22 protein-coding genes are annotated in these 26,087 nt (G+C 63.8%); 14 read left to right on the top strand and 8 right to left on the bottom strand.

The annotated features are described in order from the left end of the window. Nucleotides 1-69: 69 nt before the first annotated feature. From FHS84_RS08265 to FHS84_RS08280, 4 genes are all read left to right on the top strand, one after another. Complete coding sequence (locus FHS84_RS08265; protein ID WP_166932883.1) at nt 70-1,131, top strand: LacI family DNA-binding transcriptional regulator; 1,062 nt, start codon at nt 70-72, stop codon at nt 1,129-1,131. A gap of 182 nt (nt 1,132-1,313) precedes the next feature. Then, on the top strand, nt 1,314-1,862 hold the full coding sequence (locus tag FHS84_RS08270) for a hypothetical protein (RefSeq protein WP_166932886.1): 549 nt from the start codon (nt 1,314-1,316) through the stop codon (nt 1,860-1,862). Further along, nucleotides 1,859-3,847 (top strand): TonB-dependent receptor plug domain-containing protein, encoded by a 1,989-nt coding sequence (locus FHS84_RS08275; RefSeq protein WP_166932889.1) that lies wholly within the window; start codon nt 1,859-1,861, stop codon nt 3,845-3,847. Before FHS84_RS08270 ends, FHS84_RS08275 begins: the two co-directional genes overlap by 4 nt. 5 nt (nt 3,848-3,852) lie before the next feature. Next, entirely contained in the window at nt 3,853-6,546 is a 2,694-nt protein-coding gene (locus FHS84_RS08280) for a hybrid sensor histidine kinase/response regulator (protein WP_166932891.1), read from the top strand. Nucleotides 6,547-6,576: 30 nt separating this feature from the next. Here FHS84_RS08280 and FHS84_RS08285 read toward each other — a convergent pair whose 3' ends face one another. Both FHS84_RS08285 and FHS84_RS08290 read right to left on the bottom strand, forming a co-directional pair. Then, nucleotides 6,577-7,134, bottom strand: coding sequence for a hypothetical protein (locus tag FHS84_RS08285; protein WP_166932894.1), 558 nt, complete (start codon nt 7,132-7,134; stop codon nt 6,577-6,579). Between the two features lie 215 nt (nt 7,135-7,349). Then, a complete protein-coding gene (locus FHS84_RS08290) occupies nt 7,350-7,823 on the bottom strand; it encodes a winged helix-turn-helix transcriptional regulator (RefSeq protein ID WP_166932896.1) in 474 nt (157 codons plus the stop codon). 129 nt (nt 7,824-7,952) lie between these two features. Here FHS84_RS08290 and FHS84_RS08295 point away from each other — a divergent pair, with 129 nt between their 5' ends. Further along, nucleotides 7,953-8,504, top strand: a complete 552-nt coding sequence (locus tag FHS84_RS08295; protein ID WP_166932899.1) for a TetR/AcrR family transcriptional regulator — start codon at nt 7,953-7,955, stop codon at nt 8,502-8,504. Here FHS84_RS08295 and FHS84_RS08300 read toward each other — a convergent pair. Beyond that, nucleotides 8,476-8,949: a helix-turn-helix domain-containing protein gene (locus tag FHS84_RS08300; RefSeq protein WP_166932901.1), complete on the bottom strand. Its 474-nt coding sequence runs from the start codon at nt 8,947-8,949 to the stop codon at nt 8,476-8,478. The two genes, FHS84_RS08295 and FHS84_RS08300, sit on opposite strands and share 29 nt — an antisense overlap. A 366-nt stretch (nt 8,950-9,315) precedes the next feature. Here FHS84_RS08300 and wecB point away from each other — a divergent pair, with 366 nt between their 5' ends. The 8 genes from wecB (at nt 9,316) to FHS84_RS08340 (ending at nt 19,902) form a co-directional block, all read left to right on the top strand. Continuing rightward, nucleotides 9,316-10,452, top strand: coding sequence for a non-hydrolyzing UDP-N-acetylglucosamine 2-epimerase (gene wecB / locus FHS84_RS08305; RefSeq protein ID WP_166932903.1), 1,137 nt, complete (start codon nt 9,316-9,318; stop codon nt 10,450-10,452). Nucleotides 10,453-10,570: 118 nt separating this feature from the next. Beyond that, nucleotides 10,571-11,704 (top strand): DegT/DnrJ/EryC1/StrS family aminotransferase, encoded by a 1,134-nt coding sequence (locus tag FHS84_RS08310; protein WP_341801817.1) that lies wholly within the window; start codon nt 10,571-10,573, stop codon nt 11,702-11,704. Between the two features lie 276 nt (nt 11,705-11,980). Continuing rightward, nucleotides 11,981-12,700, top strand: a complete 720-nt coding sequence (locus FHS84_RS08315) for a class II aldolase/adducin family protein (RefSeq protein WP_166932907.1) — start codon at nt 11,981-11,983, stop codon at nt 12,698-12,700. A 195-nt stretch (nt 12,701-12,895) separates the two neighbouring features. Beyond that, nucleotides 12,896-14,008 carry an aldose epimerase family protein gene (locus tag FHS84_RS08320; protein ID WP_166932910.1) on the top strand — a complete coding sequence of 371 codons (1,113 nt, stop codon included), beginning with the start codon at nt 12,896-12,898 and terminating at the stop codon, nt 14,006-14,008. Between the two features lie 209 nt (nt 14,009-14,217). Continuing rightward, nucleotides 14,218-15,729 carry an L-arabinose isomerase gene (gene araA / locus FHS84_RS08325; RefSeq protein WP_166932913.1) on the top strand — a complete coding sequence of 504 codons (1,512 nt, stop codon included), beginning with the start codon at nt 14,218-14,220 and terminating at the stop codon, nt 15,727-15,729. A 28-nt stretch (nt 15,730-15,757) separates the two neighbouring features. Then, a complete protein-coding gene (locus tag FHS84_RS08330; protein WP_166932916.1) occupies nt 15,758-17,425 on the top strand; it encodes a ribulokinase in 1,668 nt (555 codons plus the stop codon). Beyond that, nucleotides 17,425-18,117 carry an L-ribulose-5-phosphate 4-epimerase gene (locus FHS84_RS08335; RefSeq protein WP_166932919.1) on the top strand — a complete coding sequence of 231 codons (693 nt, stop codon included), beginning with the start codon at nt 17,425-17,427 and terminating at the stop codon, nt 18,115-18,117. The genes FHS84_RS08330 and FHS84_RS08335 overlap by 1 nt, the downstream gene beginning before the upstream one ends. Nucleotides 18,118-18,138: 21 nt before the next feature. Beyond that, nucleotides 18,139-19,902, top strand: coding sequence for a sodium:solute symporter (locus FHS84_RS08340; RefSeq protein ID WP_166932921.1), 1,764 nt, complete (start codon nt 18,139-18,141; stop codon nt 19,900-19,902). A 67-nt stretch (nt 19,903-19,969) separates the two neighbouring features. On the opposite strand, the gene FHS84_RS08345 is transcribed toward FHS84_RS08340, so the two are convergent. From FHS84_RS08345 to FHS84_RS08355, 3 genes are read right to left on the bottom strand one after another with little or no spacing between them, the layout of a single operon-like run. Then, nucleotides 19,970-21,265: an ATP-binding protein gene (locus FHS84_RS08345; RefSeq protein WP_208393768.1), complete on the bottom strand. Its 1,296-nt coding sequence runs from the start codon at nt 21,263-21,265 to the stop codon at nt 19,970-19,972. Between the two features lie 49 nt (nt 21,266-21,314). Further along, nucleotides 21,315-22,013 (bottom strand): response regulator, encoded by a 699-nt coding sequence (locus FHS84_RS08350; RefSeq protein ID WP_166932925.1) that lies wholly within the window; start codon nt 22,011-22,013, stop codon nt 21,315-21,317. Further along, nucleotides 22,010-22,420, bottom strand: a complete 411-nt coding sequence (locus FHS84_RS08355) for a MarR family winged helix-turn-helix transcriptional regulator (RefSeq protein WP_208393769.1) — start codon at nt 22,418-22,420, stop codon at nt 22,010-22,012. Before FHS84_RS08355 ends, FHS84_RS08350 begins: the two co-directional genes overlap by 4 nt. Nucleotides 22,421-22,563: 143 nt before the next feature. Between FHS84_RS08355 and FHS84_RS08360 the strand changes: the two genes are divergently transcribed. Continuing rightward, nucleotides 22,564-23,460, top strand: coding sequence for a branched-chain amino acid aminotransferase (locus FHS84_RS08360; RefSeq protein WP_166932929.1), 897 nt, complete (start codon nt 22,564-22,566; stop codon nt 23,458-23,460). 64 nt (nt 23,461-23,524) lie between these two features. Here FHS84_RS08360 and FHS84_RS08365 read toward each other — a convergent pair whose 3' ends face one another. Next, nucleotides 23,525-24,130: a CDP-alcohol phosphatidyltransferase family protein gene (locus tag FHS84_RS08365; RefSeq protein ID WP_166932931.1), complete on the bottom strand. Its 606-nt coding sequence runs from the start codon at nt 24,128-24,130 to the stop codon at nt 23,525-23,527. Between the two features lie 48 nt (nt 24,131-24,178). Further along, complete coding sequence (gene uvrC, locus FHS84_RS08370; RefSeq protein ID WP_166932933.1) at nt 24,179-26,053, bottom strand: excinuclease ABC subunit UvrC; 1,875 nt, start codon at nt 26,051-26,053, stop codon at nt 24,179-24,181. Nucleotides 26,054-26,087: the final 34 nt, after the last annotated feature.

Consider the following 26,087-nt stretch of genomic DNA (forward strand, 5'->3'; position numbering starts at 1 on the left):
AGCCGCGCTGCTTTTGCCGCCCCGATATGGCATTGTGCGTGGCGCAACGTTCGATGGAACTCTGGGGCGATGGCAGGAAAGCGCGATTCAGACTCCGGACCGCCGCGGCCCACCTCGTTCGACATCGCGCGCCGGGCCGGCGTTTCGCAACCGACCGTATCGCGGGCGCTGCGCGGCGATCCCACCATCAGTCCGATCACCCGCCGCCGGGTCGAATTCATCGCCCGCGAACTCGGCTACAAGGTCGACAAGAACGCCTCCAACCTCCGCGGTCAGCATTCGCAGACCATCGCCATCCTGTTCTTCGAGGATCAGCGCTTCAACGCTTCGCTGATCAATCCGTTCTTCCTGTCGATGCTGGGATCGATCGCGGGCGCCTGCGCCAAGCGCGGCTACGACCTCATTATCTCCTGCCAGCACCTGTCGAACAATTGGCGTGTCGATTACGAAGACAGCCGGCGGGCCGACGGCATCATTCTGCTCGGTTACGACGACTTCCTCACCTACAGTGCCGAACTCGAGCGGCTGGTGGACGAGGGCACCCACTTCGTGCACTACGGGGCGACGCTGGAACGCCATCCCGGCCTGTCGGTCGGCTGCGACGATTACGCCGGCGGTTACGAGGCGACCAAGCACCTCATTTCGCTCGGCCGCCGCTCTATCGCCTTTCTCGGATCGGCGTCGGACCACTATCCCGAGTTCTTCGCGCGCTATCGCGGCTATTGCGACGCCTTGCGCGATGCCGGACTGCCGGTCGTGGCCGAGCTTCAGGCCGATGCGATCAGCGCGCTGCCGGAGGGCGAGCGGGCGGCGCGTCAGGTCATCGACGGCGGCAAGCCGTTCGACGCCATCTTCGCCGCCAGCGATCTGATCGCCATCGGTGCGCTCGGCGTGCTGCGCGACCAGGGCTTGGCGGTGCCCAAGGACGTCTCCATCGTCGGCTTCGACGACATTCCGCCTGCCAGCATGGTGACCCCGCCTTTGACCACCATGCGCCAGGACACCCAGCTCGCCGGCGAGGTTCTGGTCGAGACCTTGCTCAAGCTGATGCGGGGCGAGGCCGCAGAGGCGACCGTTCTGCCCTGCAAACTGGTGGTGCGGCGATCCTGCGGGGCTGCGGAACGCCTGTAATAATAGTGTGAATGCTTCGCGGCGCAGCGAACCTGTAAGAAAGTATCTCGTCCGGGCTTGCCGTCCGCCTGCGTTGGGCAAAGCATTGGGCCGGGATCGGCTCTGGACGGACCGTCCCCGGAAGCGGGACATTGCGCCCATCGCGGGCCTTCGGGGCTCGCCGCAAACACGAAGAGACGGCTTTGTCCGGGGGTAGACATCACGCCAAACGCGCCTTTGCCTGGCTGAGCGCCGCGACAGTTCTGTTCGCGGGCGCAGCGGGTGCGGCCGAGGTCACGCCGGCCGATCTCAATGCGGCGGTACGGTCGCTCGGCTTTTTGGCATCGCTGCAGAACCGCTCTTCGATCCTGATCGGCGTTATCTACAACGGGGCCGACCCGGCCTCGCGGGCCCAGGCCCAACGGGCGGCCGCCGACTTATCGCGCTTGGCCGGTCCCGGTTCGGCGACCGTGTCGGCCCTGCCGGTGGCGGCGCAGGATCTCGGCGCGCAGCGTTTCGACGCCGTTTATCTGATGAGCCTGCCGCCCGAACTGAGCCGCGGCGTCGGCGATTACGTCCGCCGCCAGAGCGTGGTGTCGGTGTCGTCCGACCCGCAGTGCCTCGATGTGCAGACCTGCGTCGTCATGGTGCAGGCCCGTTCAAGCATGTCCGTTGTTCTCGATACCGCCCTTGCCAAGGCCGTGGGGGCGAAATTTTCCACGGTGTTCACGATGCTGGTGAAGCGCAAATGAGCAAGATCCCGACACTGCCGTTTACGGCTCTGCTGTTCCTGTCGGCGGCGCAGGCCCAATCGATGGATTACGGTGCGATCGAGCAGCTCTTCGGCGAGCCCGCCACCACCAGCGCCACCGGCTCGCCGCAGCGCGCCACCGAGGTTCCCGCCAATCTGACCATCGTGACCCGCGACGATATCCGCCGCTCCGGGGCGCGCGACGTTCCGGGAATCCTGCGCCATGTCGCAGGCGTCGATGTGCTCGAATGGGCCAACGACAATTACGACGTTTCCGCCCGAGGCTATAACCAAGCCTATTCCGCCCGCACGCTAGTTCTGGTCGACGGCCGCCAAGTCTATGTCGATTCCTTCGGCTTTACGCCGTGGAGCGTGCTGCCGGTCGAACTCGGCGCCATCCGCCAGATCGAAGTGGTCAAGGGGCCGAATGCGGCGCTGTTCGGCTTCAATGCCGTTGCCGGCGTCATCAACATCATCACCGACAATCCGCGTTACGACGATCACAACACCGCCACGGTCCGGGTCGGCAGCCAGAGCCTCGTCGATGTCTCGGGCGCGGCGCGCTTCGGGCTTGGTCAGGACACCTTCCTGCGGTTTTCGGGCGGCTATCGTTCCGACAAACCGTTCGGAACCGCCAATCCGCTGCCGATCGACGGCGCGCCGCGGCCCAAGAACGACCGTCTTGCGTTCGATGCCGATGCTGTGGTCCGGCTCGCCGAGGACGTCGAACTCGACATCGAAGCCAGCCACAGCCAGGCCAGCCAGTCGGAAGTGTCGGGCGGCTATAAGCTGCAGTCCTCCGACTATGCCACCAATTCCATTCTCGGACGCCTGACGGCCGATACCGGCTGGGGGCTCGTCAAGCTCACCAGCTACGGCAATTGGTTTGCCTGGACCCGCGCCGTGGGACCTGGATTCGTGGCGCCGCGATTGATGAATGCGATGCACGTCGTGCAGGCCGAAGACGTCTTCAGCCCGGCACCGGATCACACCATCCGTCTGGCGGTCGAATACCGGCACAACGAGGTCGGGCCGCGCGACAACCATGACGGCTGGGTGGCGTTCGATGCCGGGTCGGCGTCGGCGATGTGGGCTTGGCAGATCACACCGGAGCTGTCGTTGACCAGCGCCTTGCGTTTCGACAGCGTGTCCTACAACAGCAAGCTCGCCGCGCCCGCGCTGGCGGGCGGACAACCGCCCTTGAACGGTCCGCCGATGCAGATCGACCAGTGGAGCTTCAACACCGGTCTGGTGTGGTCGGCATCGTCCACCGACACCCTCCGGCTGATCGCCTCGCGCGGCGTGCAACTCCCCAATCTGGTCCAGGTGTGGGACGCCGCGTTCGGGCAGGGTCCCGGCATGCAGCCGTTGAAATTGCGGCCCTCCTCGGTGACGAATTTCGAAGCCCTGTGGAACCGCCGTTTTGTGACCTTCGATGCCCGCTTGCAGCTCGCGGTTTTCCATCAGATGACCGACGATGTGCTGTCCACCGGCAGCGGCACCATCGACGTGTCGGGCAAGCCGGGCATGGCGCCGGTCAATGTCGGCTCGTCGCAGGCGACCGGGATCGAAGCCGGTTTCGACGGCCGTCTGGCCGGCGACTGGACGTGGTCGGTGAGCTATCGCTACGAGATCATCAACGACAATTACGTCCGTGGCCTGGTCCGGACCGATCTCATCAATTACGAGGACACCACGCCCCGGCATGTCGTCAAGGCCGGTCTCGGCTGGGCCAGCGGTCCATGGGAGGCCAACGCCTTCCTGCATTTCCAGTCGGATTCGGCGGGGCTGCGGCGTTTCGGGCCTTATCGCGTGCTGGTTCCGGTGCAGCCCTTCACCACCATCGACGCGCGCTTGGCCTACCGGCTGACCGACCAGTTGACACTGGCGATTTCGGGCCGCGACCTCTTCAACGCCCAGCAGCAGCAGACCTCCGGACCCGACGTGCAGCGTCAGTTCTTTGCTTCCCTCGCCTTTGATATGTAGTCCCGATGAACGACACGGACCTTTTCTGGCAGATCACGGTGGTCGAGGCGCTTCTCAACCTCGCGATCTTTGCCGCTGCCGTGATCGCTTACGGACCGGTCACTATTCTCGCGGCGCGGCTGCGGGTCGGCACCAAGGTTCCGCGGGGGGCGGCGACCGGCGTTCTGTTCGGCATCGCGACCGCGATTGCGGTGTTGCAGCCCGTCCATCTGATCGGCGGCGCTCCGACCGGCAGCCAGACGGTTCTGATCGCGCTTGCCGGATTGCTCGCGGGACCCTTGGCGGCGCTGGCGGCGTTTGCAACGGCGGCGACGACGGCGCTGGTGCCGCTGCTCGAAGGCATGCCGTTCGAGGGATTTGGCCTCGCCATTCTTGGGATTGCGGCATTGGCCGGCGTCCTGCTGCGGTTCGCTCTCGACCGCCGTCGCGGGCGCCGGGGCGATGTCTCCTACTGGCACCTCCCGATTCTGGGCGGCTTGTCGGCGGTCCTCGGCCTCTTCGCGCAATGGGCCTTGCAGGGATGGAGTGCCACGGCGCTGTCGGCGCTGCCGACGCTGGCCGCCAATATCGTCGAGATCACCATTCTCGGCACTCTGTTGCTGCACGAAAAGCGCCGCCACGAGGCGGAAGAGGATTTGCGCGCCAGCGAACTGCGTCTGGCGAACCAGGCCCGCGAACTGGCAGCGCGCACCGAGGAGTTGGCTGCCCAGGCGCGCGAACTGGCCGCCGCCCGCGATGCGGCCGAGGCCGCCGACCGCGCCAAGAGCGAATTTCTCGCCAATATGAGCCACGAGATCCGCACACCGATGAACGGCGTCATCGGCATGGCCGGGCTTCTGCTCGACACCAATCTCGACGAGGAGCAGCGCCGCTATGCCGAGACGGTGTGCGAATCCGGCGAAGCGCTGATCGACATCGTCAACGACATTCTCGACATCTCCAAGCTCGAAGCCGGGCGCCTCGAACTCGAGGCGATCGTCTTCCGTATGGGCGACCTCGCCGACAAGTCCGCCGGGCTGCTGCTTGCCAAGGCGCGCGAGAAGGGGATCGACATCGGCGTTTTCGTGGCGCCCGACGCCTCGGGATCGTTCCGCGGCGATCCTTCGCGGTTGCGGCAGGTGCTGCTCAATCTGATCGGCAATGCGGTGAAGTTCACCGGCCATGGCGGCGTGGCGCTTCAGGTCTCTGCCGGCGACGGGGCCGGGCGGGTCCGTTTCGAGGTGATCGATACCGGCATTGGCGTCGCCGAGGACCGCCGCGACCGGTTGTTCCGGAAATTCAGTCAGCTCGATTCCTCGGTTACCCGGCGCTATGGCGGCACCGGGCTCGGACTCGCCATCTGTAAAGAGCTGGTGGAACTGATGGGCGGCGAGATCGGCGTCGTCTCCGAACCGGGCAATGGCGCCACCTTCTGGTTCGAAGTGCCGCTCGAAAAGGTCGCCGAAACGTCGTTCGCACCGGCCTTCCTGCCGCGGCGCCGGATGCGGGCGCTGGTCGTCGATGAGGTGCCGCTGATCGGCTACGTCACGCGCCGCCATCTCGAGTGCTTCGGCTTCGAGGTGACGACGGCGCTCAATCCGATCGCGGTGTTGGCCGAGATCGATCGCGCCGAGCGGCAGGACCAGCCGTTCGATCTCGTGGTGGTCGACCATGTCATGCCGGTATTGCCGGGCGACAAGCTGGCGGCGCGCATCCGCGCGCTTCCGGCGGGCGCGGCGATCAAGCTGGTGCTGCTCACCTCCGCCGGCCGCGAAGCGGTGGAAGATGCCTCCGCCGTCGATGCCGTTCTGGAAAAGCCGCTGCAGGCGCGAAGCTTCGGCGAATGCCTTGCCGCGCTGTTCCTGCCGCCGGTCCGGCACCAGATGGACCCAATCGAGCAAGCCAAACCGGCCCGGACCGCCAAAGGCGGGCTCGCGGTGCTGCTCGCCGAGGACAACCGGGTCAACCAGGATGTGGCGCGCACCATCCTCAGCCGCGCCGGTCACCGCGTCGATGTCGCCGAGAACGGGCGGGCGGCGGTCGAAGCCGTGCGCCGCAACCTCTACGACGTTGTCTTGATGGACGTGCAGATGCCGGAGATGGACGGCATCGAAGCGGTGGCGCTGATCCGCGGCCTGCCGCGGCCGCTGAGCGCGGTGCACGTCATCGCCATGACGGCCAATGCCATGGAGGGCGCACGCGAGGAATATCTCGCAGCCGGCATGAACGACTACATCTGCAAGCCGGTGCAGCCGAAAGTCCTGATCGAGAAGCTTGCCGCCCTCGCCGCTGCCAAGTCTGCGCCGGTACGGGTGGCGGCTCCGCCGGTTGCGGACGATGCTCCGCTACTGGACGAACAGAACCTCACCGATCTGCTGGATGCGGTTCTCACCGAGAAAACCATCGGTTTCGTCGAGGTGTTTTTGCAGGATGCCGCGGATCGGCTGGCCCAGATCGTCGAAGCCAGGACCGCCGGCGATCTCGACGGCTGCCGCCGCACGGCGCATTCGCTCATCAGCATGGCCGGCACGTTCGGCGCCGCCCGGATGAGCGCGCTGGCGCGCCAGCTCGAAACGGCGTGCAAGAGCGCCGATGCCGCCGAGGCGGCGCGTCTCGCCGAACGGCTGCAAACCTGCGGCCTCGAAACGGCCGTCGCGCTGACCAATTGGATTGCCAAGAGCCGCGCCGAAAACGCCGGAACGGAGAATCCGCTCTCCTGAACCGCTGGGCCGGATCGAGACGTGCGACGTCTACTGGAACAGAAGGGCGTTGCGCGGCCCGCGGCTGCGGATTTTCCGGGCCCGCGTATGGCGCGGCATTCTGAGGCACAACGCGGTCCCCGCTTCGGTGATTTCCTCGTCGCCCGCCAGGCAGGTGCCGATCAGCCGAAGCACGTCGCCGGTCGAAAGCCGTTGCAGCATGGCTTCCTTCTCCCGCCATGTCGCCAGGCACTGCCGTTTGTCGAGCTGGAGGATGATCGCGTCGTCCAGCACCACCACCCGGCGCAGAACGGCGGTCAAGTCTTCCCGCCGGCGGCTGTCTTCGAGCAGACGCACGCGGCGCAGCATGGCGGTCACGCTGGTGTCGAGGCGGCTCGACGGGATCCGTTCCTGCGCGCCTTTCTCGTTCAAGGCCTCGGCACTGACATAATAGCGAGCGTTGGCGGCGCTGGAGCCGGCGGGACCGCTCGGGACCATGAGGCCGCCGCGGGAGTCGATCACCAGCCCGGCCAGCAACGCGACCCGCTCGGGGCGCTCGTCGCCCGTCGCGTTCGTAAGGTCTTCCTCGCTTTTGACTGTGCCGTGCATGCGCGCTGCTAGACGTAAACCATCGTGGTTGTCCCAGTGGGACAAAACATCTCATTAGGGTAGCCAATTTACGCGACGAAATCCCCCGCCATATGATGGATCACGCTGCCGCAGGCATCGTGCCTTATGGTTGCCGCATCAGTTTTGCCTGAAAAACAAGCGAAACACGTCGCGCGCGAATGCGGCGAACGCAAGCTGCGGGCCTGTCCGAAAGGTTAATCCTTCGGCGGCGGAGCGCGCAGTTTCTCGTGTGCCCGCAGCCAGAGCTCGAAATCCTGGAGCCGTGTAACCAGTGCGATCCCGAGCGGCGTCAGACCGTACGTGACCTGCGGCGGCTGCCCCGGAATCTCTTGGCGATAGACCAAGCCGTCGCGTTCGAGGTGGCGCAACGACAGGGTCAGCATGCGCTGCGAGATCGGCTGGAGGCTGCGCTTGAGTTTGGCGAAGCGCATCGGCTGATGCTGAAGTCTGCCGAGGATCGGAAACGTCCAGCGGTTGGCGAGACGCTGCAGCAGTCGATAGGCGCGGTCGAAATCATCCGAAGCCGCCGGATCGTCCGCGGGCGTGGACGACAACACCGTGCTGCTCACTCCTTCGGGAGCGCAGGCGTCCTCCGATTCGGGCAATACTTCGGTCACGATGCCAACCGAAACCGGCGCAGCGCTCTTTTCGCTACGCATACGGAGCATATACTCAACATCAATCCCCCCGAGGCTCCGGTATTCCGAAGACCTTCGTACACACAGAACGCAGTACTGACAGATAGAAAATATCTCGATTCGAAAAAAAAGACCAGCCAGTCGGAAATGAGGTGGGTCATGACGCGCAAGAAAAGTATTGATCGGGAGCGGATTCTCGATGCTGCTGAGCGGGTCTTGATGAAGCGCGGTGTGCACGCCATGACGCTCGATGTGGTGGCGGGCGAAGCGGGCATATCCAAAGGCGGTTTGACTTACTCCTTCGCGACCAAGGAAGCGCTTTTGGCGGCACTGCTGGACCGCGGACTCTCCCAGATCCGCCCCAGACTTAAACTGTTGCGCGAACCGGACCGTGGTTTACCGCATCCCGAGTTGCGCGGCTTCCTGAATGCTTGCCTCGACAGCTCCGCGCTGACGGAGAAGAGGGTGCGCGCCGTTGTGGCGGCAGTCCTGCATGCGCCCGGCTCGCTCAAGACGACGCGATCCTATCTCAAACGGATGTTGTCGAAGTTCTCGCCCCGCTCGGAGCAAGGCCGGCGTGCGCGCATGGTTTTCTACGCAACACAAGGCCTCGTCCTGTTGCAGGGATGCAGCCTCGTTACGCTCCCGGCGGCCGAGCGCAAGCTGATCGTGGAGGATTTCGTCAGTTTCCTGACGCCGCGGACGATGTGATCTCCATGGCGGCAACGGGCGGTGGCGCGTTGTCGTTCTGCACGATGCTGCGGACCAGATTGAGCACCGCTTTGCGCACGCTCGGATCCTTGATCGAGACGTAGCACTTGAGCAGATCGACGCCTCCGCCTCCGGCCAGCGCCGCCATGCGCGCGGCGCCTTCGCCAGCGCCCGCCGCGGAGCTGAGCGCAGCCTCCTGATAGAAGTAGTCGATCGGCACGTTCAGCTCGCGCGCAATCGCGTAAAGGCGCGTCGCGCTGATCCGGTTCATGCCTTTCTCGTATTTTTGCAATTGCTGGTAGGTGATGCCGATGCGTTCAGCCAGAAGGTAGGCGTCTACATCCATTGTGCGGCGCCACAATCGCAGCCTGCCGCCGATATACTGATCCATCACTCCGGGTTTCTTGGATTCGTTATGGTCTTTTGTTTTTTTTTCCACGCTCATCCACCAAATCACTTGGCCGACGTAGTTAACCTCAAGTAATGCCGCGTCTCCAGAAGGAACATGTCTGTTACTCGGGAGCCGTCGTCGCAGTGCCTTTTGATACACGCACGAGGCTTTGCGGTTTTCGTTCGCATCTGCTCACGCGCTCGTGATGACGGGTTGCCGTCGCTTCGCTCCGGGACCGTCGCAGGTTATTCCGTGCACGTATCAAGTGACGTAACGTCACCGCATTTATTGCGTGCGAATGGTACGAGCGCTGTTGCGCTGCCCTTCCGGAATGTCGGTATGAAGCCTCAACAAAAATGAGGTGTTCGCGTGCTGGCCCGTACCGATGCGAGGTCTTTAGAGTCGATTCGTGCCCGCCCTTTGAAGGTCGCGTTCGTGATCGGCACCCGGCCCGAGGCGATCAAGCTGTTTCCCGTGATCCACGCGCTTCGGCGCGAGCCGGATTTCGCGCCGCTGGTGATATTGACGGCGCAGCATCGCGACATGCTCGATCAGGTCATGGCGATTGCCGACATCGCGGCCGATGCCGATCTCGACATTATGCGGCCGGGCCAGAGCCTGACGGGTGTGACGATAAGTGCGCTCGGCGCCCTCACGCCGCTGATCGAGCGCGAAAAGCCGGACCTCGTGGTGGTGCAGGGCGATACGACGACGGCGTTCACCGGCGCGCTTGCCGCCTTCTACGCCAAGGTGCCGGTCGCGCACATCGAAGCCGGTTTGCGCAGCGGCAAAAAATATTCGCCGTTTCCCGAGGAGATCAATCGCTGCCTCGTCGATGCCATGACCGACGTGTTCCTGCCGCCGACCGAGGGCGCCAGACAAAATCTTCTCAAGGGGGGCTATCCCGCCGACCGTATCCACGTCACCGGCAACACCGTGGTCGATGCGCTGGTCTGGATTCGCGCGCGCCTTGAAACCGATGCGGCCTTGCGCGCCGGCATCGAAGCGGAATTGCCCCCGTCGGTTGCCGGCCGCCGTCTCATCCTCGTCACCAGCCACCGCCGCGAGAATTTCGACGGCGGCATCGCCTCCATCTGCGGCGGCCTGAAGCGTCTGGCCGAACGCGGCGACGTCGAGATCGTATTCCCCGTGCATCCCAATCCGAACGTCCGCGGTCCGGTGTACGAGATCCTGGGCGGTGTCGACGGCATCGCGCTGGTGCCGCCGCTGAACTATCTGCAATTCGTCGCTCTGATGATGCGCGCCCATCTGATCGTCACCGATTCCGGCGGCGTGCAGGAGGAGGCACCCGCGCTCGGCGTGCCGGTTCTCGTCATGCGCGATACCACCGAGCGCCCCGAAGGCATCGAAGCGGGAACGGCGCGTCTCATCGGAGCCGACGGCGATCGCATCGTTGCCGAGGCCAACGCCTTGCTCGACGATCCCGTCGCATACCGGCGGATGGCGCAGGCGCACAATCCGTTCGGCGACGGCAAGGCGTCGGAGCGCATCACGCAGATTCTGCGGGCGTATTTACTGGAACGCCTCGCCGCATGACCCGCTTCCGGCTCGCGCGGTGACGCAAACCGAAACATTAAGTGCTTGACTGCGCGTTGAAATTGCAGAGGGCGGTGGCTAGAACGCGAGCGTAGCGAGATTTCCCCGGAGGATTGTCGTGGGCGCTTCCATTCCCTTCATCGATCTGCAAGCCCAGCGTCGCCGTCTCGGCGAAGAGCTGAATGCGGCTGTTCTGGCGACGGTTGCGTCCGGCCAGTATATCCTCGGCCCGCAGGTGCGCGAGTTCGAAGAAAAGCTGGCCGCCTTCTGCGGCGTCAAGCATGTGGTGGGGTGCGCCAACGGTACCGATGCGCTGGTGCTGCCGCTGATGGCGTGGGGCGTCGGCCCCGGCGATGCGGTGTTCGTGCCGTCGTTTACCTTCGCGGCCACGGCGGAAGTCGCGGTGCTGGTCGGCGCCTCGCCGGTGTTCGTCGATGTGCTCGAAGACACCTTCAACATGGACCCGAAGAGTCTCGAAGCCGCCATCGCCCTGGTGAAGAAAGAGGGCAAGCTCAAGCCCAAGGTCATCGTCCCGGTCGATCTGTTCGGCCAGCCGGCGGACTACAAAGCGATCGAGCCGATCGCCGCGCGCGAAGGCCTGAAACTGTTGTGCGACACCGCACAGGGTTTCGGCTCGCGCTATCACGGCCGCGTCACCGGCAGCATCGGTGATGCCGCTTCCACCAGTTTCTTCCCGGCCAAGCCGCTCGGTTGCTACGGCGACGGCGGTGCGGTGTTCACCAATGATGCCGCTTTTGCCGATCTGTTGCGGTCGATTCAGGTCCATGGCCAGGGCGTCGACAAATACGAGAACGTGCGCATCGGCATGAACTCGCGTCTTGATTCCATCCAGGCGACGATCCTGATCGAGAAGCTCAAAATCTTCGCCGACGAGATCGAACTGCGCGAGAAGGTGGCGCGCCGCTACAATGCGGGGCTCGGTGCTTCCAACCGCATCCGCGTTCCGGTGGTGCCGGAAGGCTGCACCTCGACCTGGGCGCAATACACGTTGCAGGTTCCCGACCGCGCCAAGCTTCAGGCCGATCTCAAGGCCAAGGGCGTTCCGACCGCGGTCTATTATTCGATCCCGCTGGCGCGGCAGAAGGCCTATGCCCAGTACCCGAGCGCGCCGATCCCGGTGACCGAGAAGATCAGCCACACCGTGGTGTCGCTGCCGATGCATCCGTATCTGGATGAGGCGACCCAGGACACCATCATTGCCGCGGTTCTGGAGTCGGTCGGCCGCGACTGAGAGTTTTTCTCGACAGAGCGAGCGGGCGGTCCGGCAGCGGGCCGCCCTTTTTGTTTCCGACAGAAAAAAGTTTTGCGAGAACGAGAAGCGGTCGCGTCCGGTAATGTTCGAGTGCTGGGCTAAGTCGGTATTCCACCGGGCTTTTTGCCATCCTGTCGCACCTGTAAAAACTCCCTTGAACCGTGCGGGAGGTTTCCCCATCTATCCTATATCCCAACATTTGCGACCGAACCGATCCTTCGCGGGATGTGCTTTGGCGCGTCCTCAGGAGATGTGATGACCGACGACGAACTCAGCCTGCGCCAGGCGATGATCGCGACCTGCCTCAAGATGAACGCGGCGGGCCTCAATGTCGGGACCGCCGGAAATCTGAGTGTGCGCTTGCGCGACGGCTTCCTGGTGACCCCGACCGGCATGGATTACGAGACGATGCAGTCGGGCGAGATCGTGGCGATGGATTTCGACGACCGTTACTACGGCGATTTCTATCCCACCTCGGAATGGCGCTTTCATTCCGCCATTCTCAAGGCGCGGCCCGAGGTCAACGTGGTGCTGCACAGCCATGCGCTCTACTGCACCATGCTGGCGAGCTGCCGGATGGGGATTCCGGCCGCCCACTACGATATCGCCTCGTTCGGCGACGACCACATCGAATGCTCCGGCTATGCGCCGTTCGGAACGCCCGAATTGTCGGCCGAGGTCTTGCGCGCCTTGGGCCATCGCAAGGCCTGCCTGCTCGGCAATCACGGCGTGCTGGTACTCGGCCAGACGATCCCGAAGGCCTTCCGGCTGCTGCAGCAGATCGAGTTCCTGGCGCATCATTACATCGGCACCCTGATGCTCGGCCGCGGCGTCGTGCTCTCGAAGGGGGAGATGAACGTGGTGCTGGAGCGTTACAAGACCTACGGCAAGCAACCCGGCCAATTCGAGCGCTCCGATGCCCCGGCCGAATTCCAGATCATCCCGCCGGAGCGCGGCGGCGACCGGCTGCCCTGAACCGGTTTCGGTATAATATATAATGTGTGGCTAAGGTCGTTTGCGGATCGTTCTTCCGGGTGGTGCGGCGCGCCGGTTCGGGATGCGGCGGCAACGGCCGAAACAAGGGTGGTAAGCCGCTTTTTTGTCTGACATAATTGCGTGTGGTGACACACCAAGAATAGAGCCCTGTCGAGGGCAAAGGGGAATGCTCGGATGTTGAAACTCATGGTGGCCTGCCTCTCCATGGCGGTGATGGCGGCCAGTGCCGGCGCGGCGATCACCAAGGCGCCGTTCGGCAAGACGGCGGACGGCAAGGCTGTCGACCTTTACACGCTGACCGGCAAAAACGGATTCGAGGCGAAAATCTCGACCTTCGGGGCGACGCTCGTCTCGCTCAAAGTGCCCGACAAGAACGGCAAGCTCGCCAATGTCGTGCTCGGCTTCGATACGGTGAAGCCCTATGTCGACGGCGTGCCGTTCTACGGCGCCACCATCGGGCGCTATGGCAACCGCATCGCACTCGGCAAGTTCACGCTCGACGGCAAGCCGGTTCAGCTCACCGTCAACGACGGCCCCAACAGCCTGCACGGCGGCAAGGGTTTCGACAAGCGTCTGTGGACGGCGCAGCCGGTCGAATCGAAGCAAGGTCCCGCGCTCAAGCTGACCTATGTCAGCGCCGACGGCGAAGAGGGCTATCCCGGCCAGCTCACGGTGCACGTGACCTACGCCGTCAAGGCCGACAATTCGCTCGCCATTTCCTACGAAGCGACCACGACCAAGCCGACGGTGGTGAACCTCACCAACCACAGCTATTTCAATCTCACCGGCGATCCCAAGAACACGATCCTGAACCACCTGTTGACGCTCAAGGCCGACCGCATCACGCCGGTCGACAAGACGCTGATCCCGACCGGCGAGCTTCGCCCGGTCAAAGGGACGCCGTTCGATTTCACCAAGGCGACCGCGATCGGCGCCCGTATCGGGGCCAATGACGAGCAGCTCAAGTTCGGCCGGGGCTACGACCATAACTGGGTGCTGACTTCGGGCGGCGGCAAGCTTGCCACCGCGGCGATCCTGGAAGACCCCACGAGCGGCCGTGTCATGGAAGTGAAGACCACCGAGCCGGGCATCCAGTTCTATTCGGGCAACTTCATGGACGGCAAACCGGCCGGCAAGGGCACTGTCTACAATCACCGCACCGGCCTGTGCCTGGAAACCCAGCACTTCCCGGATTCGCCGAACAAGCCGAAGTTCCCGTCGACCGTGCTCAAGCCCGGCCAGACCTATCACAGCGAAACCGTACTGGTGTTCCGTAACGCCAAATAAGTCCGGCGGGAAACCCGCCGCGTTATTCGCCGCCGCTGCGCTCCCCGTGCAGCGGCGGTTCTGTTTTTGGGGTGCCGTTCCGGGCCCCAGACCCCCCGCGTCCTGACGCCGCCACCGGGGTCGGGTGGTCAAATTGTCTGATTTTTTCCGTGCCAGTCCCCCTCGCCCTGTGATATCTCAGCGGGGCAGTTTCAGCGGAAGAATGGTCCATGTCCAAGATCGCAAATTACGAACTTTGGTTTGTTACCGGCAGCCAGCATCTCTACGGGCCTGAGACCCTCAAGCAGGTTGCGGCCGACTCCGGCGAGATCGCCAAGGCGCTCGACGCCGCGCCGGCGATTCCGGTCAAAGTCGTGTTCAAGCCGGTTCTGGTGTCGCCGGATTCGGTGAGCGAACTTGTTGCGGCCGCGAACAATGCGCCGAACTGCATCGGCCTCATCACCTGGTGCCACACCTTCTCGCCCTCGAAAATGTGGATCAACGGCCTCAAGCATCTGCAGAAGCCGGCGGTCCACCTGCACACCCAGTACAATCGCGACATTCCGTGGGCGTCCATCGACATGGATTTCATGAACCTGAACCAGGCCGCGCACGGCGACCGCGAGCACGGGTTCATCTGGACGCGCCTCAGGAAGGACCGCAAGGTCGTGGTCGGCTACTGGCAGGACCCCAAGGTGCAGGAAAAGATCGGCTCGTTCGCGCGCGCCGCACTGGCCTGGGCCGATTGGCAGGGCGCCAAGTTCGTCCGCTTCGGCGACAACATGCGCGAAGTGGCGGTGACCGACGGCGATAAGGTGTCGGCACAGTTCAAGTTCGGCTTCTCGGTCAACTATTACGCCGTCGGCGATCTGGTGAAGCGGATCGATGCCGTCAGCGAGCGCGAGATCGACGATCTGATCGCCGAATATGCCGACGCTTATGTCCTGACGCCCGACGTGAAGAAGGGCGGCGCCCATTATGACAAGGTGCGCAACGCCGCGAAGATCGAAGCGGGCCTGCGCACGTTCCTCAAGGACGTCGGCGCCAAGGGCTACACCAACACCTTCGAAGACCTCTACGGCATGGCGCAGCTGCCGGGCATCGGCTCGCAGCGGCTGATGGCCGAAGGCTACGGCTTCGGTGCCGAAGGCGACTGGAAGACCTCCGCCCTGGTGCGTGCGGTGAAGACCATGACGACCGGCCTCAAGGGCGGCACCTCGTTCATGGAGGACTACACCTACAATCTCGATCCGGAGAACATGTGCAACCTTGCGGCGCACATGCTCGAAATCTGCCCGTCGATCGCGGCCGACAAGCCGAAGCTCGAAGTGCACAAGCTCGGCATCGGCGGCAAGGAAGATCCGGCGCGTCTGGTGTTCGATTCGGCGGCGGGCCCGGCGACGGCGGCCTCGCTGATCGATCTCGGCAACCGCTTCCGCCTGATCGTCAACGAAGTCGACGTCATCAAGGCGCCGCACGACATGCCGAAGCTGCCGGTCGCGCGGGCGATGTGGAAGTCGCGTCCCGATTTCGAGACCGCGGCGATGGCGTGGATCCTGGCGGGCGGCGCGCACCATTCGGCGTTCAGCCTGTCGGCGACGACCGAAATGCTCGAAGACTTTGCCACCATTGCGGGCATCGAGTTCCTGGTGATCGACGCCGACACCAAGATCCGCGACTTCAAGCAGACGCTCCGCACCAACGAAGTCTATTACGCGCTCAATCAGGGTTGGGCGGTCTAGTCACTCTTAAAAGGTTCAGGGAAGGAACATGGGCAGTCGTTATGCGATCGGTCTCGATTACGGGACCAATTCCGTTCGTGCGCTTATCGTCGACGTGGCGGACGGCCGCGAAATCGCCGCCGCGATCTGGACCTACGCGCACGGCCATACGGGCGTCGTGTTGGGCAAGGATCCCAATCTGGCGCGCCAGCATCCGGCCGATTATCTGAAGGGCGCCGAGGTCACGATCCTCGAAGCGCTCGCCACGGCGGCGCGGGACGTGCCCGGTTTCAAGTCCGAAGAGGTCGTCGGTATCGGCGTTGACACCACCGGCTCGACGCCGATGCCGGTCGATGCCGACGGCATTCCCCTGGCCCTCGATCCGAAGTGGAGCGAGAATCCGAACGCGCTGGCGTGGCTGTGGAAGGACCACACCGGCTGGGCGGAAGCGGCCGAGATCACCAAGCTGGCCGCCGACATGCGTCCGCAATACCTCGCCAAGATCGGCGGGGTTTATTCGTCGGAATGGTTCTATTCCAAGATCCTGCGCTGCCTGCGGGTGGCGCCGGAGGTGTTCGATGCCGCCTATTCGTGGATCGAACTCGCCGACTTCGTGCCGGGCGCGCTGTCGGGCACGCTGGCGCCGGGCAAGTTTACCGCCGGCATCTGCGCCGCCGGTCACAAGGCAATGTACAATGCCGCCTGGGGCGGCTACCCGGACAAGGAATTCCTCGGCAAGCTCGATCCCAAGCTGGCGGCGCTGCGCGATCGTCTGACGCCGCGGGTGAAGGACGTCAGTGCCGCCGTCGGTGGCCTTTGCGAAGAATGGGCCAAGAAGACCGGTCTTTCGGCGGGCATCCCGATTGCGGTCGGCGCCTTCGACTGCCATCTCGGGGCCATCGGCGCCGGCGTCAAGCCGGGCGTGCTGGTCAAGGTGCTCGGCACGTCCACCTGCGATATCTCGGTGCAGCCGAATACGGTCAAGCTGGCCGACGTTCCCGGCGTCTGCGGTATCGTCGACGGCAGCGTGCTGCCGGGCTATTTCGGCCTCGAAGCGGGCCAGTCGGCGGTCGGCGACATCTTCAACTGGTTCGTCGAATACGTGAAGCCGACCGGGCTTGGCCATGTCGAACTGACCGAAGAGGCCGCCAAGATGAAGCCGGGCGCCTCCGGCCTCGTCGCCCTCGACTGGAACAACGGCAACCGCACGGTTCTGGTCGACCAGCGCCTGACCGGCCTGCTGATCGGACACACGCTCTACACCACCCCGGCCGAGATCTATCGCGCCCTGGTGGAAGCGACCGCGTTCGGGGCGCTCACGATCATCAACCGGTTCGAGGAATACGGCGTCAAAATTGACGAGGTGGTCAATTGCGGCGGCATCGCCGAGAAGAACGCTTTCATCATGCAACTTTACGCCGACGTCACCGGCCGCCCGATGAAAGTGTCGCGCTCGGCCCAGACTCCGGCCCTCGGCTCCGCCGTCGCCGCCGCGGTGGTGGCCGGTGTGTACAAGGACTTTGCCGGCGCCCAGGCCGCCATGACCGGGCTCAAGGACAAGGTGTATCAGCCCGATCCGGCTGCGCATGCGATTTATTCCGAGCTTTATGCCGTCTACCGGACACTGCATGACGCATTTGGCACCGCGGCCTGGCAGGGTAATCTCGCCGACGTCATGAAGCGGCTGATCGACATCCGCGAGCGGACGAGGGCCTGATGCTCGAGGCATTGAAAGAGGAAGTCTGCAAGGCCAATCTCGACCTTGTAACGGAAGGTCTCGTCATCCAGACCTTCGGCAATGTCAGTGGCATCGACCGCGCCAGCGGGCTGGTGGTGATCAAGCCGTCGGGCGTACCGTACGACGGCATGAAGCCGGAACACATGGTCGTGGTGGAACTGGAAACCGGCAAGGTGGTGGAGAGCAATTTGCGTCCCTCGTCGGACACCGCCACCCATCTGGTGCTCTACCGGGCTTTCAAGGACGTGGGCGGCATCGTCCACACCCACAGCCTCTATGCCACCGCCTGGGCCCAGGCCAAGCGTGCGATTCCGGCGATGGGCACCACCCATGCCGATTACTGGCACGGCGAGGTCCCTTGCACCCGGCTGATGACCAACGACGAAATCACGTCCGAATACGAAGCCAATACCGGCGAAGTGATTGTTGAGACCTTCGACGGGATCGATCCGCTGCACAAACCGGCGGTGGTGGTGGCCAGTCACGGCCCGTTCGCGTGGGGTAAGGACGCGCACGATGCCGTGCATAACGCGGTGATCCTGGAATACCTGGCGCATCTGGCCAGCGAAACCTTGAAGATCAATCCGGCCACCGGTTCGATGCAGGGTGTGCTGCTCGACAAGCATTTCCTGCGCAAGCACGGGCCCAAGGCCTATTACGGGCAAAAATAAAACAAGGGGGAGTAAACGTTCATGAGTGCCCAGGTATCAGTATTCAACGCGCTGGACTGGTGGATCGTTGCCGCCTTTGTCTTCGCCATGGCGATCGTGGTCGTCATGTCGATGATGAAGAAGAACGAGTCCGGCAAGGACTACTTCCTGTCCGGCCGCGATTCGAACTGGCTGCAGATCGGTACATCGATCTTCTCGTCCAATATCGGGTCCGAGCATCTCGTCGGTCTCGCCGGCGCCGGTTTTGCCACCGGCATGGCGATGGCCCATTGGGAAATGCACGGCTGGCTCATCCTGATCCTGGGCTGGGTATTCGTACCCCTCTATGACCGGATGAAGGTCTTCACCATGCCGGAGTTCCTCGAACTGCGCTTCAGCCGCGGTTCGCGCAACCTCCTCAGCCTGTTGACGATGGCCTCGCTGGTTCTGACCAAGATCGCCGCCACCATCTATGCCGGCGACGTGGTTGTCCGCACGCTGCTCGGCATCGACAGCGTGAACATCTTCGGTTTCCAGGTCGACGTGTTCTGGGCGATCGCCCTCGGTCTCGCCTTCACCACCGGCCTTTACACGGTGCTCGGCGGCCTGCGCGTGATCATGTACACCGCCGTGCTGCAGACCCCGGTCCTGATTTTCGGTTCGGTGGCCATTCTGTTCATCGGTCTGCAGGAACTCGGCCACGGCAATCTGATCGCCGGCTGGCACCAGATGGTGGTCTCGGCGGGCGACAACATTCACCTCATCCGCGCCCACAACGATCCGGAATGGTCGTGGATGGCAGTGCTGCCGGGCTCGGCGATCATCGGTTTCTGGTACTGGTGTACCGACCAATACATCGTTCAGCGCGTTCTGGCCGGCCGCAATCAGCAGGAATCGCGCCGCGGCACGATTCTCGCCGGCTTCCTGAAGCTCACGCCGGTGTTCATCTTCCTGGTTCCCGGCATGATCGCCTTCGCGCTGGTCAACACCCATGCTCCGAACTTCCACACCCCGAACGGCGATGCCGCCTATACCTCGCTGGTGGCGCAGATCCTGCCGCACGGCGTGCGCGGCTTCGTGGCGTGCGGCATGATCGTGGCGCTGATGGCCTCGCTGGCCTCGAAGTTCAACGCCTCGGCAACGCTGTTCACGATGGACTTCTATCGTGAGTGGCGTCCCAACGCGTCGGGCCGTGAGGAAGTGGCCACGGGCCGTATCGCCACCGGCGTGATCGTGATCCTCGGCATCCTGTGGGTGCTGGTGATCAAGATGCTGTCGTCGAACCTGTACGAATACCTGCAGAACGTGCAGAGCTATCTGTCGCCGGCCATCGTGGTGCTGTTCATCGCCGGTGTGTTCTGGAAGCGCGCCACCGCTCCGGCGGCCTTCTGGTCGTTCCTGGTGGGCATCATTGGCGGCTTCGCCCGCCTGGCGGCCGACATCATCATGAAGGGCCACAAGGCCGATGTGGCGGCCTGGAAGCAGCAGCTGTTCCACAACCAGATCACCCAGGATCAGTACAACGCCCTGATCGCGCCGCTGAAGGCGCAGTACGGCCTGATCTTCGACATCTGGCACATCAACTGGCTGTTCTGGTGTCAGACCCTGCTGGTCACGTCCGCGATTTTGATGGTCGTCATCAGCCTTCTGACCAAGGCGCCGGATGCGGGCAAACTCAAGTATTCCTGGTACGGCGCATCGGCGGAGGAAAAGGCCGTCACCCGCGCCAGCTGGAACGCTTGGGACGTGGTGCTCAGCCTGATCGTCGTTGCGATCATCATCTCGTTCTACGTCACGTTCTTCTGATCGGAACGACCGTTACCGTATCGAACACCCCGGCCCGCAAGGCCGGGGTGTTTCGTTTCGGGGGATACTAGAGCGGCAGGCGGATGCTGGCCCGAAGGCCGCCTTGCGGACTGTCGGACAGGATCAGGTCGCCGCCGTGGGCGCGGGCGATGTCGCGCGCGATGGAAAGGCCGAGGCCGACGCCGCCGACTTGCAGATTGCGGCCTTCGTCGAGGCGGCGGAACGGGCGGAACGCCTCTTCGCGCAGTTCGGGCGCAATGCCGGGGCCGTCGTCGTCGACGTGGATTTGCGCAAAACGTGCTTCGAGGTCCAGCGAGACCGTGGCGCACGTGCCGTGCTTGAGCGCGTTGTCGATCAGGTTGGTGACGCAGCGGCGCAAGCCGTTCTTCTTCACCGACAGAAGGACACCTTCCGGCACCTGCAACGCCAGTTCGCCTTGCCGCGCCCGCCGGGCGGCTTCCGCGGCATCGCGCACCAGGGCGCCGAGATCGGTGAGCTCGCTCTTTTCGCCGCCTTCGCCACGGGCAAAGGCGAGATAGTCGTTGAGCATGCTTTCCATCTCGGCGATGTCGGACGACAGGGCGTCCACGTCGGGCGAGGGCGCCATCATCGCAAGTTGCAGGCGAATGCGCGTCAGCGGCGTTTTGAGGTCGTGGCTGACGCCCGCTAGCATCTCGGTACGCTGCTGGACGTGACGGTTGATGCGCTCGCGCATGGTGAGGAACGCCTGGGCGGCGCGGCGCACTTCGGTCGCGCCATACGGCTTGAAATCGGGCACGTCGCGGCCTTTGCCGAAGGCGTCGGCGGCGCGCGCCAGCCGTTCGATCGGACGTACCTGATTGCGCAGGAACAGGATCGCCACCGTGAGCAGGATCAGCGAGGAGATCAGCATCAAAACGATGAAAAGGTCCGGGCTCGAGACCGTGATGCGGTCGCGCGGTACCACCGCCCTGAGCACGCCGTCGTGGACCTCGACGCTGATGAGGAATTTCTGGCGGCCGTCGAGGGTGGCGGTCGTGAAGTGGCGTTTTTCGCCGATCTGCTGGGCGATGACTTCGTCGAGCGCCTTGTCGATGGTGCGGCTGTGCCGGCGCGCCGGCGGCGGAATATGGACGCCGGGCTCGAACCGCAGTTCGTAGCGCAAGTGCCGCGCCGCCAGGGCCCGCATCTGTTCGCGCAAGGGACTCGCGTAGGTGTCCTCTTGGGCGATCAGAAGGGCGATGTCGGAAGCGGCGGCGCGCGCCATGCGCCGCGTGGTGGTGTCGAGATCGCGTTCGAAGAACACGTAGGACACGATCGCCTGCAGGATCACCATCGGCGCTACGATGATGATAAGCGAGCGCGGGAAGAGGCCTCGCGGCATCACCCGTTTCATCAGGCGGCCGGGTCTCAGTTGCGACCAGGAAAATGGCTTATCCGACGCGATCGGGTACGAGGACATAACCCACGCCTCTCACGGTCTGAAGGTACAGCGGCAGCTTGGGGTCTTCTTCGATCTTCTTCCTGAGCCGCGTCACCTGCACGTCGATCGAACGCTCCAACGCGACGCCGAGACGGGAACAGAGATCGGAGCGGCTGAAGCTGCGTCCGGCATTGGCGGCGAACAGTTGCAGCAGGGCGTTTTCGGAACTGGTCAGCTTGACCGGCTTGCCCTTCCTGCGGAGCTGTTTGCGTTCGGGATCGTAGACGCAGTCGCCCATATGGACTTCGCCGGTGGCGGTTCGGGCGGGCGGCGCGGCGCGGCGGAGCAGCGAGCCGATGCGGAGCAAGAGTTCGCGCGGTTCGAACGGCTTGGTCAGATAGTCGTCGGCACCTTTTTCGAGGCCGGTAATGCGATCCTCGGCTTCGCTCTTGGCGGTCAGCATCAGGATCGGAATGTCCGAGGAGGAGCGCACGCTGGCGGCCAGTTCGAAGCCGGATTCGCCCGGCATCATCACGTCGAGCACCAGAAGATCGAACGCCATCGACTTCATCAGGCTGCGGGCGTCGGCGGCATTGGCGGCGGCGCTGACGCGGAATCCGTTGGTCGAAAGATACTTCTGCAGCAACGCGCGCAAACGCTCGTCGTCGTCGACGACCAGAAGGTGGGGATCTTGAACAGTGCCATTCATGGATTTTTCCTCCATCGCACGGGATCGCCGGCGATGCCGATCAAAACTTTGCGATAACCGCCTACGGCGTCCTGCCCCGCGGCGCGGAACGCGGCGGCAAGGATCGGGCGCTGCGCATTCCAGACCGCCTCGGCAAGCGCCATCCCCGCCGGCGTGAGCTGCAAGGAGCGGGTACGACGATCCTGCATACCTGTCTTGCGTTCCACGAAACCGCCATTCAACAGGTCGCTCATCACCCGATTGAGGCTCTGTTTGGTGATCTTGAGGAAGCCGAGCAATTCGGCGACGGAAAGACCTGGATTGCGCGCAATGAAATGCAAAGCCCTGGCGTGGGCGCGTCCTAAACCTGCTGCCGCAAGGACGCTGGCGCTTTTGCCGGCGACATCGCGCGCGGCGATGAACAGCAAATCGAGTCCTTGCTTTAGCGCCTCATCGCTAAGGTATAATGCGCGAGTATCGGGAGGGGCGCCGCCCCTCGTTACGTCAGACATGCTGACATAAATAGGCCCCGCTTGGCGTCAAGGCAAGGCCGAAGGAAAGGAAACAATAAATGGCCGATGTGATCCCCTTTGACATGCGCGACGGTTCGCTGTGGTTCGACGGCAAGCTGATTCCGTGGAAGGACGCCAAGGTCCACGTGCTGACGCACGGCCTGCACTACGCGTCCTGCGTATTCGAAGGCGAGCGGATGTATTCGGGCCGCATCTACAAGCTCAAGGAGCATACCGAGCGCCTGTTCGAGAGCGCCCGCATCCTCGGCATCAAGATTCCCTACGCCATCGACGAGATCAACAAGGCCTGCATGGAAGCCTGCGAAGTACAAGGCTACACCGATGCGTATGTCCGCCCCGTGGTGTGGCGCGGCTCGGAAATGATGGCCGTCTCGGCGCAGAAGACCAAGACCCACGTCGCGGTCGCCACTTGGTCGTGGCCGTCCTATTTCGATCCCGAGACCAAGATGAAGGGCATCCGCCTCGACATCTCGCAGTGGAAGCGTCCGGCGCCGGATACCGCGCCGACCGCCGCCAAGGCTGCCGGTCTCTACATGATCTGCACCATGTCGAAGCACGCCGCCGAGGACAAAGGCTATACCGACGCGTTGATGCTGGACTATCGCGGCTACGTCGCCGAGGCGACCGGCGCCAATATCGTCTTCGTGCAGGACGGCGTTCTGCACACGCCGAAGCCGGACTGCTTCCTCGATGGCATCACCCGGCGCTCGGTCGAGGCATTGGCGCGCATCCGCCAGCTCAAGGTCGTCGAACGCCATATCAAGCCGGAAGAAATGGCCGGTTTCTCCGAAGCGTTCCTGTGCGGTACGGCAGCCGAAGTCACCCCGGTGGCCGAGATCGGCCCCTACACGTTCAAGCCGGGCGAAATCTCGCGCATGCTGCTGACCGATTATCTCGCCGACGTTCAGCGCGAGAAGTCGGTGGTGGAACTCTAGGTTCGTTTTCGGGCGGCATTATCGAAGGCGCTCTTCCTGTCGGGGGGGGCGCCTTTTCTTATCCTCAGGCGGCGGTTTGGCGCCGGCGGGTATGGGCGAGGCCGGCTCTGAGATAAACGTAGCCGGTTGCCACCGTCAGGCCTGCCGCGATCCACAACGCGGCGTATGCGAACGCCAGCGCGCCATAGATCATCCGGTCGGCGATGGGGCCCAGGATCATGGCGCCGATGGCGATCATCTGCACCACGGTCTTGATCTTGGCGAAGAACGTCACCGGCACGCTGACATCGGCACCAGCCAGAAATTCTCTCAGGCCCGACACCAGGAATTCGCGGCTCAGGATCACCAACGCGGGGACCAGCTTCAGAAGACCCTTGAGCCCTTCTTCGTCGCTAAGGTTGAACTGATGGGTGTTGCCTTCGGCCACCAGCATCATCAGCGCCACCCCGACCAGGATCTTGTCGGCGATCGGGTCCAGCATGCGGCCGAAGTCGCTACCGGCATTCAGCTTGCGGGCGGCGAAACCGTCGAGAGCGTCGGAAATGCCGGCAATGCAGAACACGGCGAAGGCGACGAGGCGGGCGGTATCACCGGGCATCACGAAGGCCACCGCAAACACGGGAACCAGGATGATGCGCAGGAGCGTCAGGATATTGGGCAGCCGTAACATGACGCGCAGCTTAGACCATTTTCGGAGCCGATGGGACAAGCCCCTGCGTCAGCCGGCGCCCCCGCCGGGGTGGAAGAAATCGTAGATTTTCTTGGCCAACGTCGCCGAAACCCCGGAAACGCTCTCGATGTCGGCCAAACTGGCCGCCGAAATCGCCTTGGCCGAGCCAAAATGCTGCAGTAGCGCCCGCTTGCGGCCGGCGCCGACACCGGCAATTTCGTCCAGCGGGTTGGCTCCGATCGCCTTGGAGCGCTTTTTCCGGTGGGTGCCGATGGCAAAGCGGTGAGCTTCATCGCGCAGACGTTGCAGGTAATAGAGGACCGGGCTCTTCTGATCGAGCCGGAAGGGCGGCCGGCCCGGCAGGTGGAAATGCTCGTAGCCGGCGTCGCGCTCGGCGCCTTTGGAGATTGCCGCCAAAGTGACCCCCTCGACCCCGAGATCGGCAAAGACCTGGCAGGCGATGGCCAGCTGGCCCGGTCCGCCGTCGATCAGGGCAAGGTCGGGGCGCCTGGATTTGGCGTCCTCGTCCTCCTTCACCAGGCGGGCGAAGCGGCGCGTCAGCACCTCGCGCATCATGGCGTAGTCGTCGCCGGGCGTGAGATCCTGGGTTTTGATGTTGTATTTGCGGTATTCGCCTTTTTCGAAGCCTTCGGGTCCGGCCACGATCATGCCGCCGACCGCGTTGGTGCCCGAGATGTGCGAGTTGTCGTAGACCTCGATGCGCCGCACGGTTTCGAGCCCGAACAGGTCGGCGACGCCTTCCAGAAGCTCCCGCTGCGCCGAATTTTCCGCCATGCGCCGGGCCAGCTGCTCGCGGGCGTTGGTGCGGGCCATCACAACGAGGTCGTGCTTCTCGCCGCGCTCGGGTGTGGTGATCTGCACCTTGCGTTCGCTGCGCATGGACAGCGCCTCGGCCAGAAGCGTGCGATTGGGAATATCGTCCGAGAGCAGAATGAGCGCCGGGGCCGGCCGCTCGTCGTAGAACTGGCCGATGAAGGTTTCGAGGATTTCGCCGGGCGAAAGATCGGCGGTCTGACGCGGGAAGTAGGGTTTGTTGCCCCAGTTCTGACCGGCGCGGAAGAAGAAGACCTGGATGCAGACGTCGCCGCCCTCGCAATGGATGGCGAACAGATCGGCTTCCGCAAACGTCGACGGATTGACCCCTTGCGTCTGCTGGACATGGCTCATGGCGCGGATGCGGTCGCGCAGGCGCGCCGCGCGCTCGAAGTCGAGGGTCTCGGCGGCGCCTTCCATTTCCTTGGCCAGCTTTTCCTGAACGGCGCGGCTCTTGCCTTCGAGAAAGCGCATCGCTTCGCCGAGCAGTTCGCCATAGGCCGCCGCATCGATGCGCTCGACGCACGGCGCGCTGCAGCGCTTGATCTGGAACAACAGGCAAGGACGCGAGCGTGTCTCGAACACCGAATCCGAGCAGGAGCGCAGCAGGAAGGCCCGCTGCAGGGTGTTCAGGGTGCGGTTGACGGCGCCGGCACTGGCGAACGGGCCGAAATAGAGCCCCTTGGTGGTGTGGGCGCCGCGATGCTTCAAGAGCTGTGCAAAGGCGTGGTCCTGGCGCAGCAGGATGAAGGGGAACGATTTGTCGTCGCGGTAGGAAACGTTGTAGCGCGGCTTGAGCCGCTTGATGAGATTGGACTCGAGAAGAAGCGCCTCGGTCTCTGACGCCGTGGTGACGAACAGCATCTCGCAGGTTTCCGAGATCATCCGCGCGATGCGCTCGGTGTGCCCGCCCGATTTGGCGTAGTTCGAGACCCGCTTCTTGAGCGACTTGGCTTTGCCGACATAGAGGACCGTGCCGTCCGCGCCCAGCATGCGGTAGACGCCGGGAGCATCGGGCAGCGTTTTCAGATAGGCCTCGATACGGGCCACACCCTTCAGGGGCGCGTCGGGAGTCGGCGTGTCGCTCATTGCCGCCAGATATAAGCTGCCGGCGGCGCCGGTG

It is taken from the genome of Rhizomicrobium electricum (genome assembly GCF_011762045.1).
Lineage (GTDB): Bacteria > Pseudomonadota > Alphaproteobacteria > Micropepsales > Micropepsaceae > Rhizomicrobium > Rhizomicrobium electricum.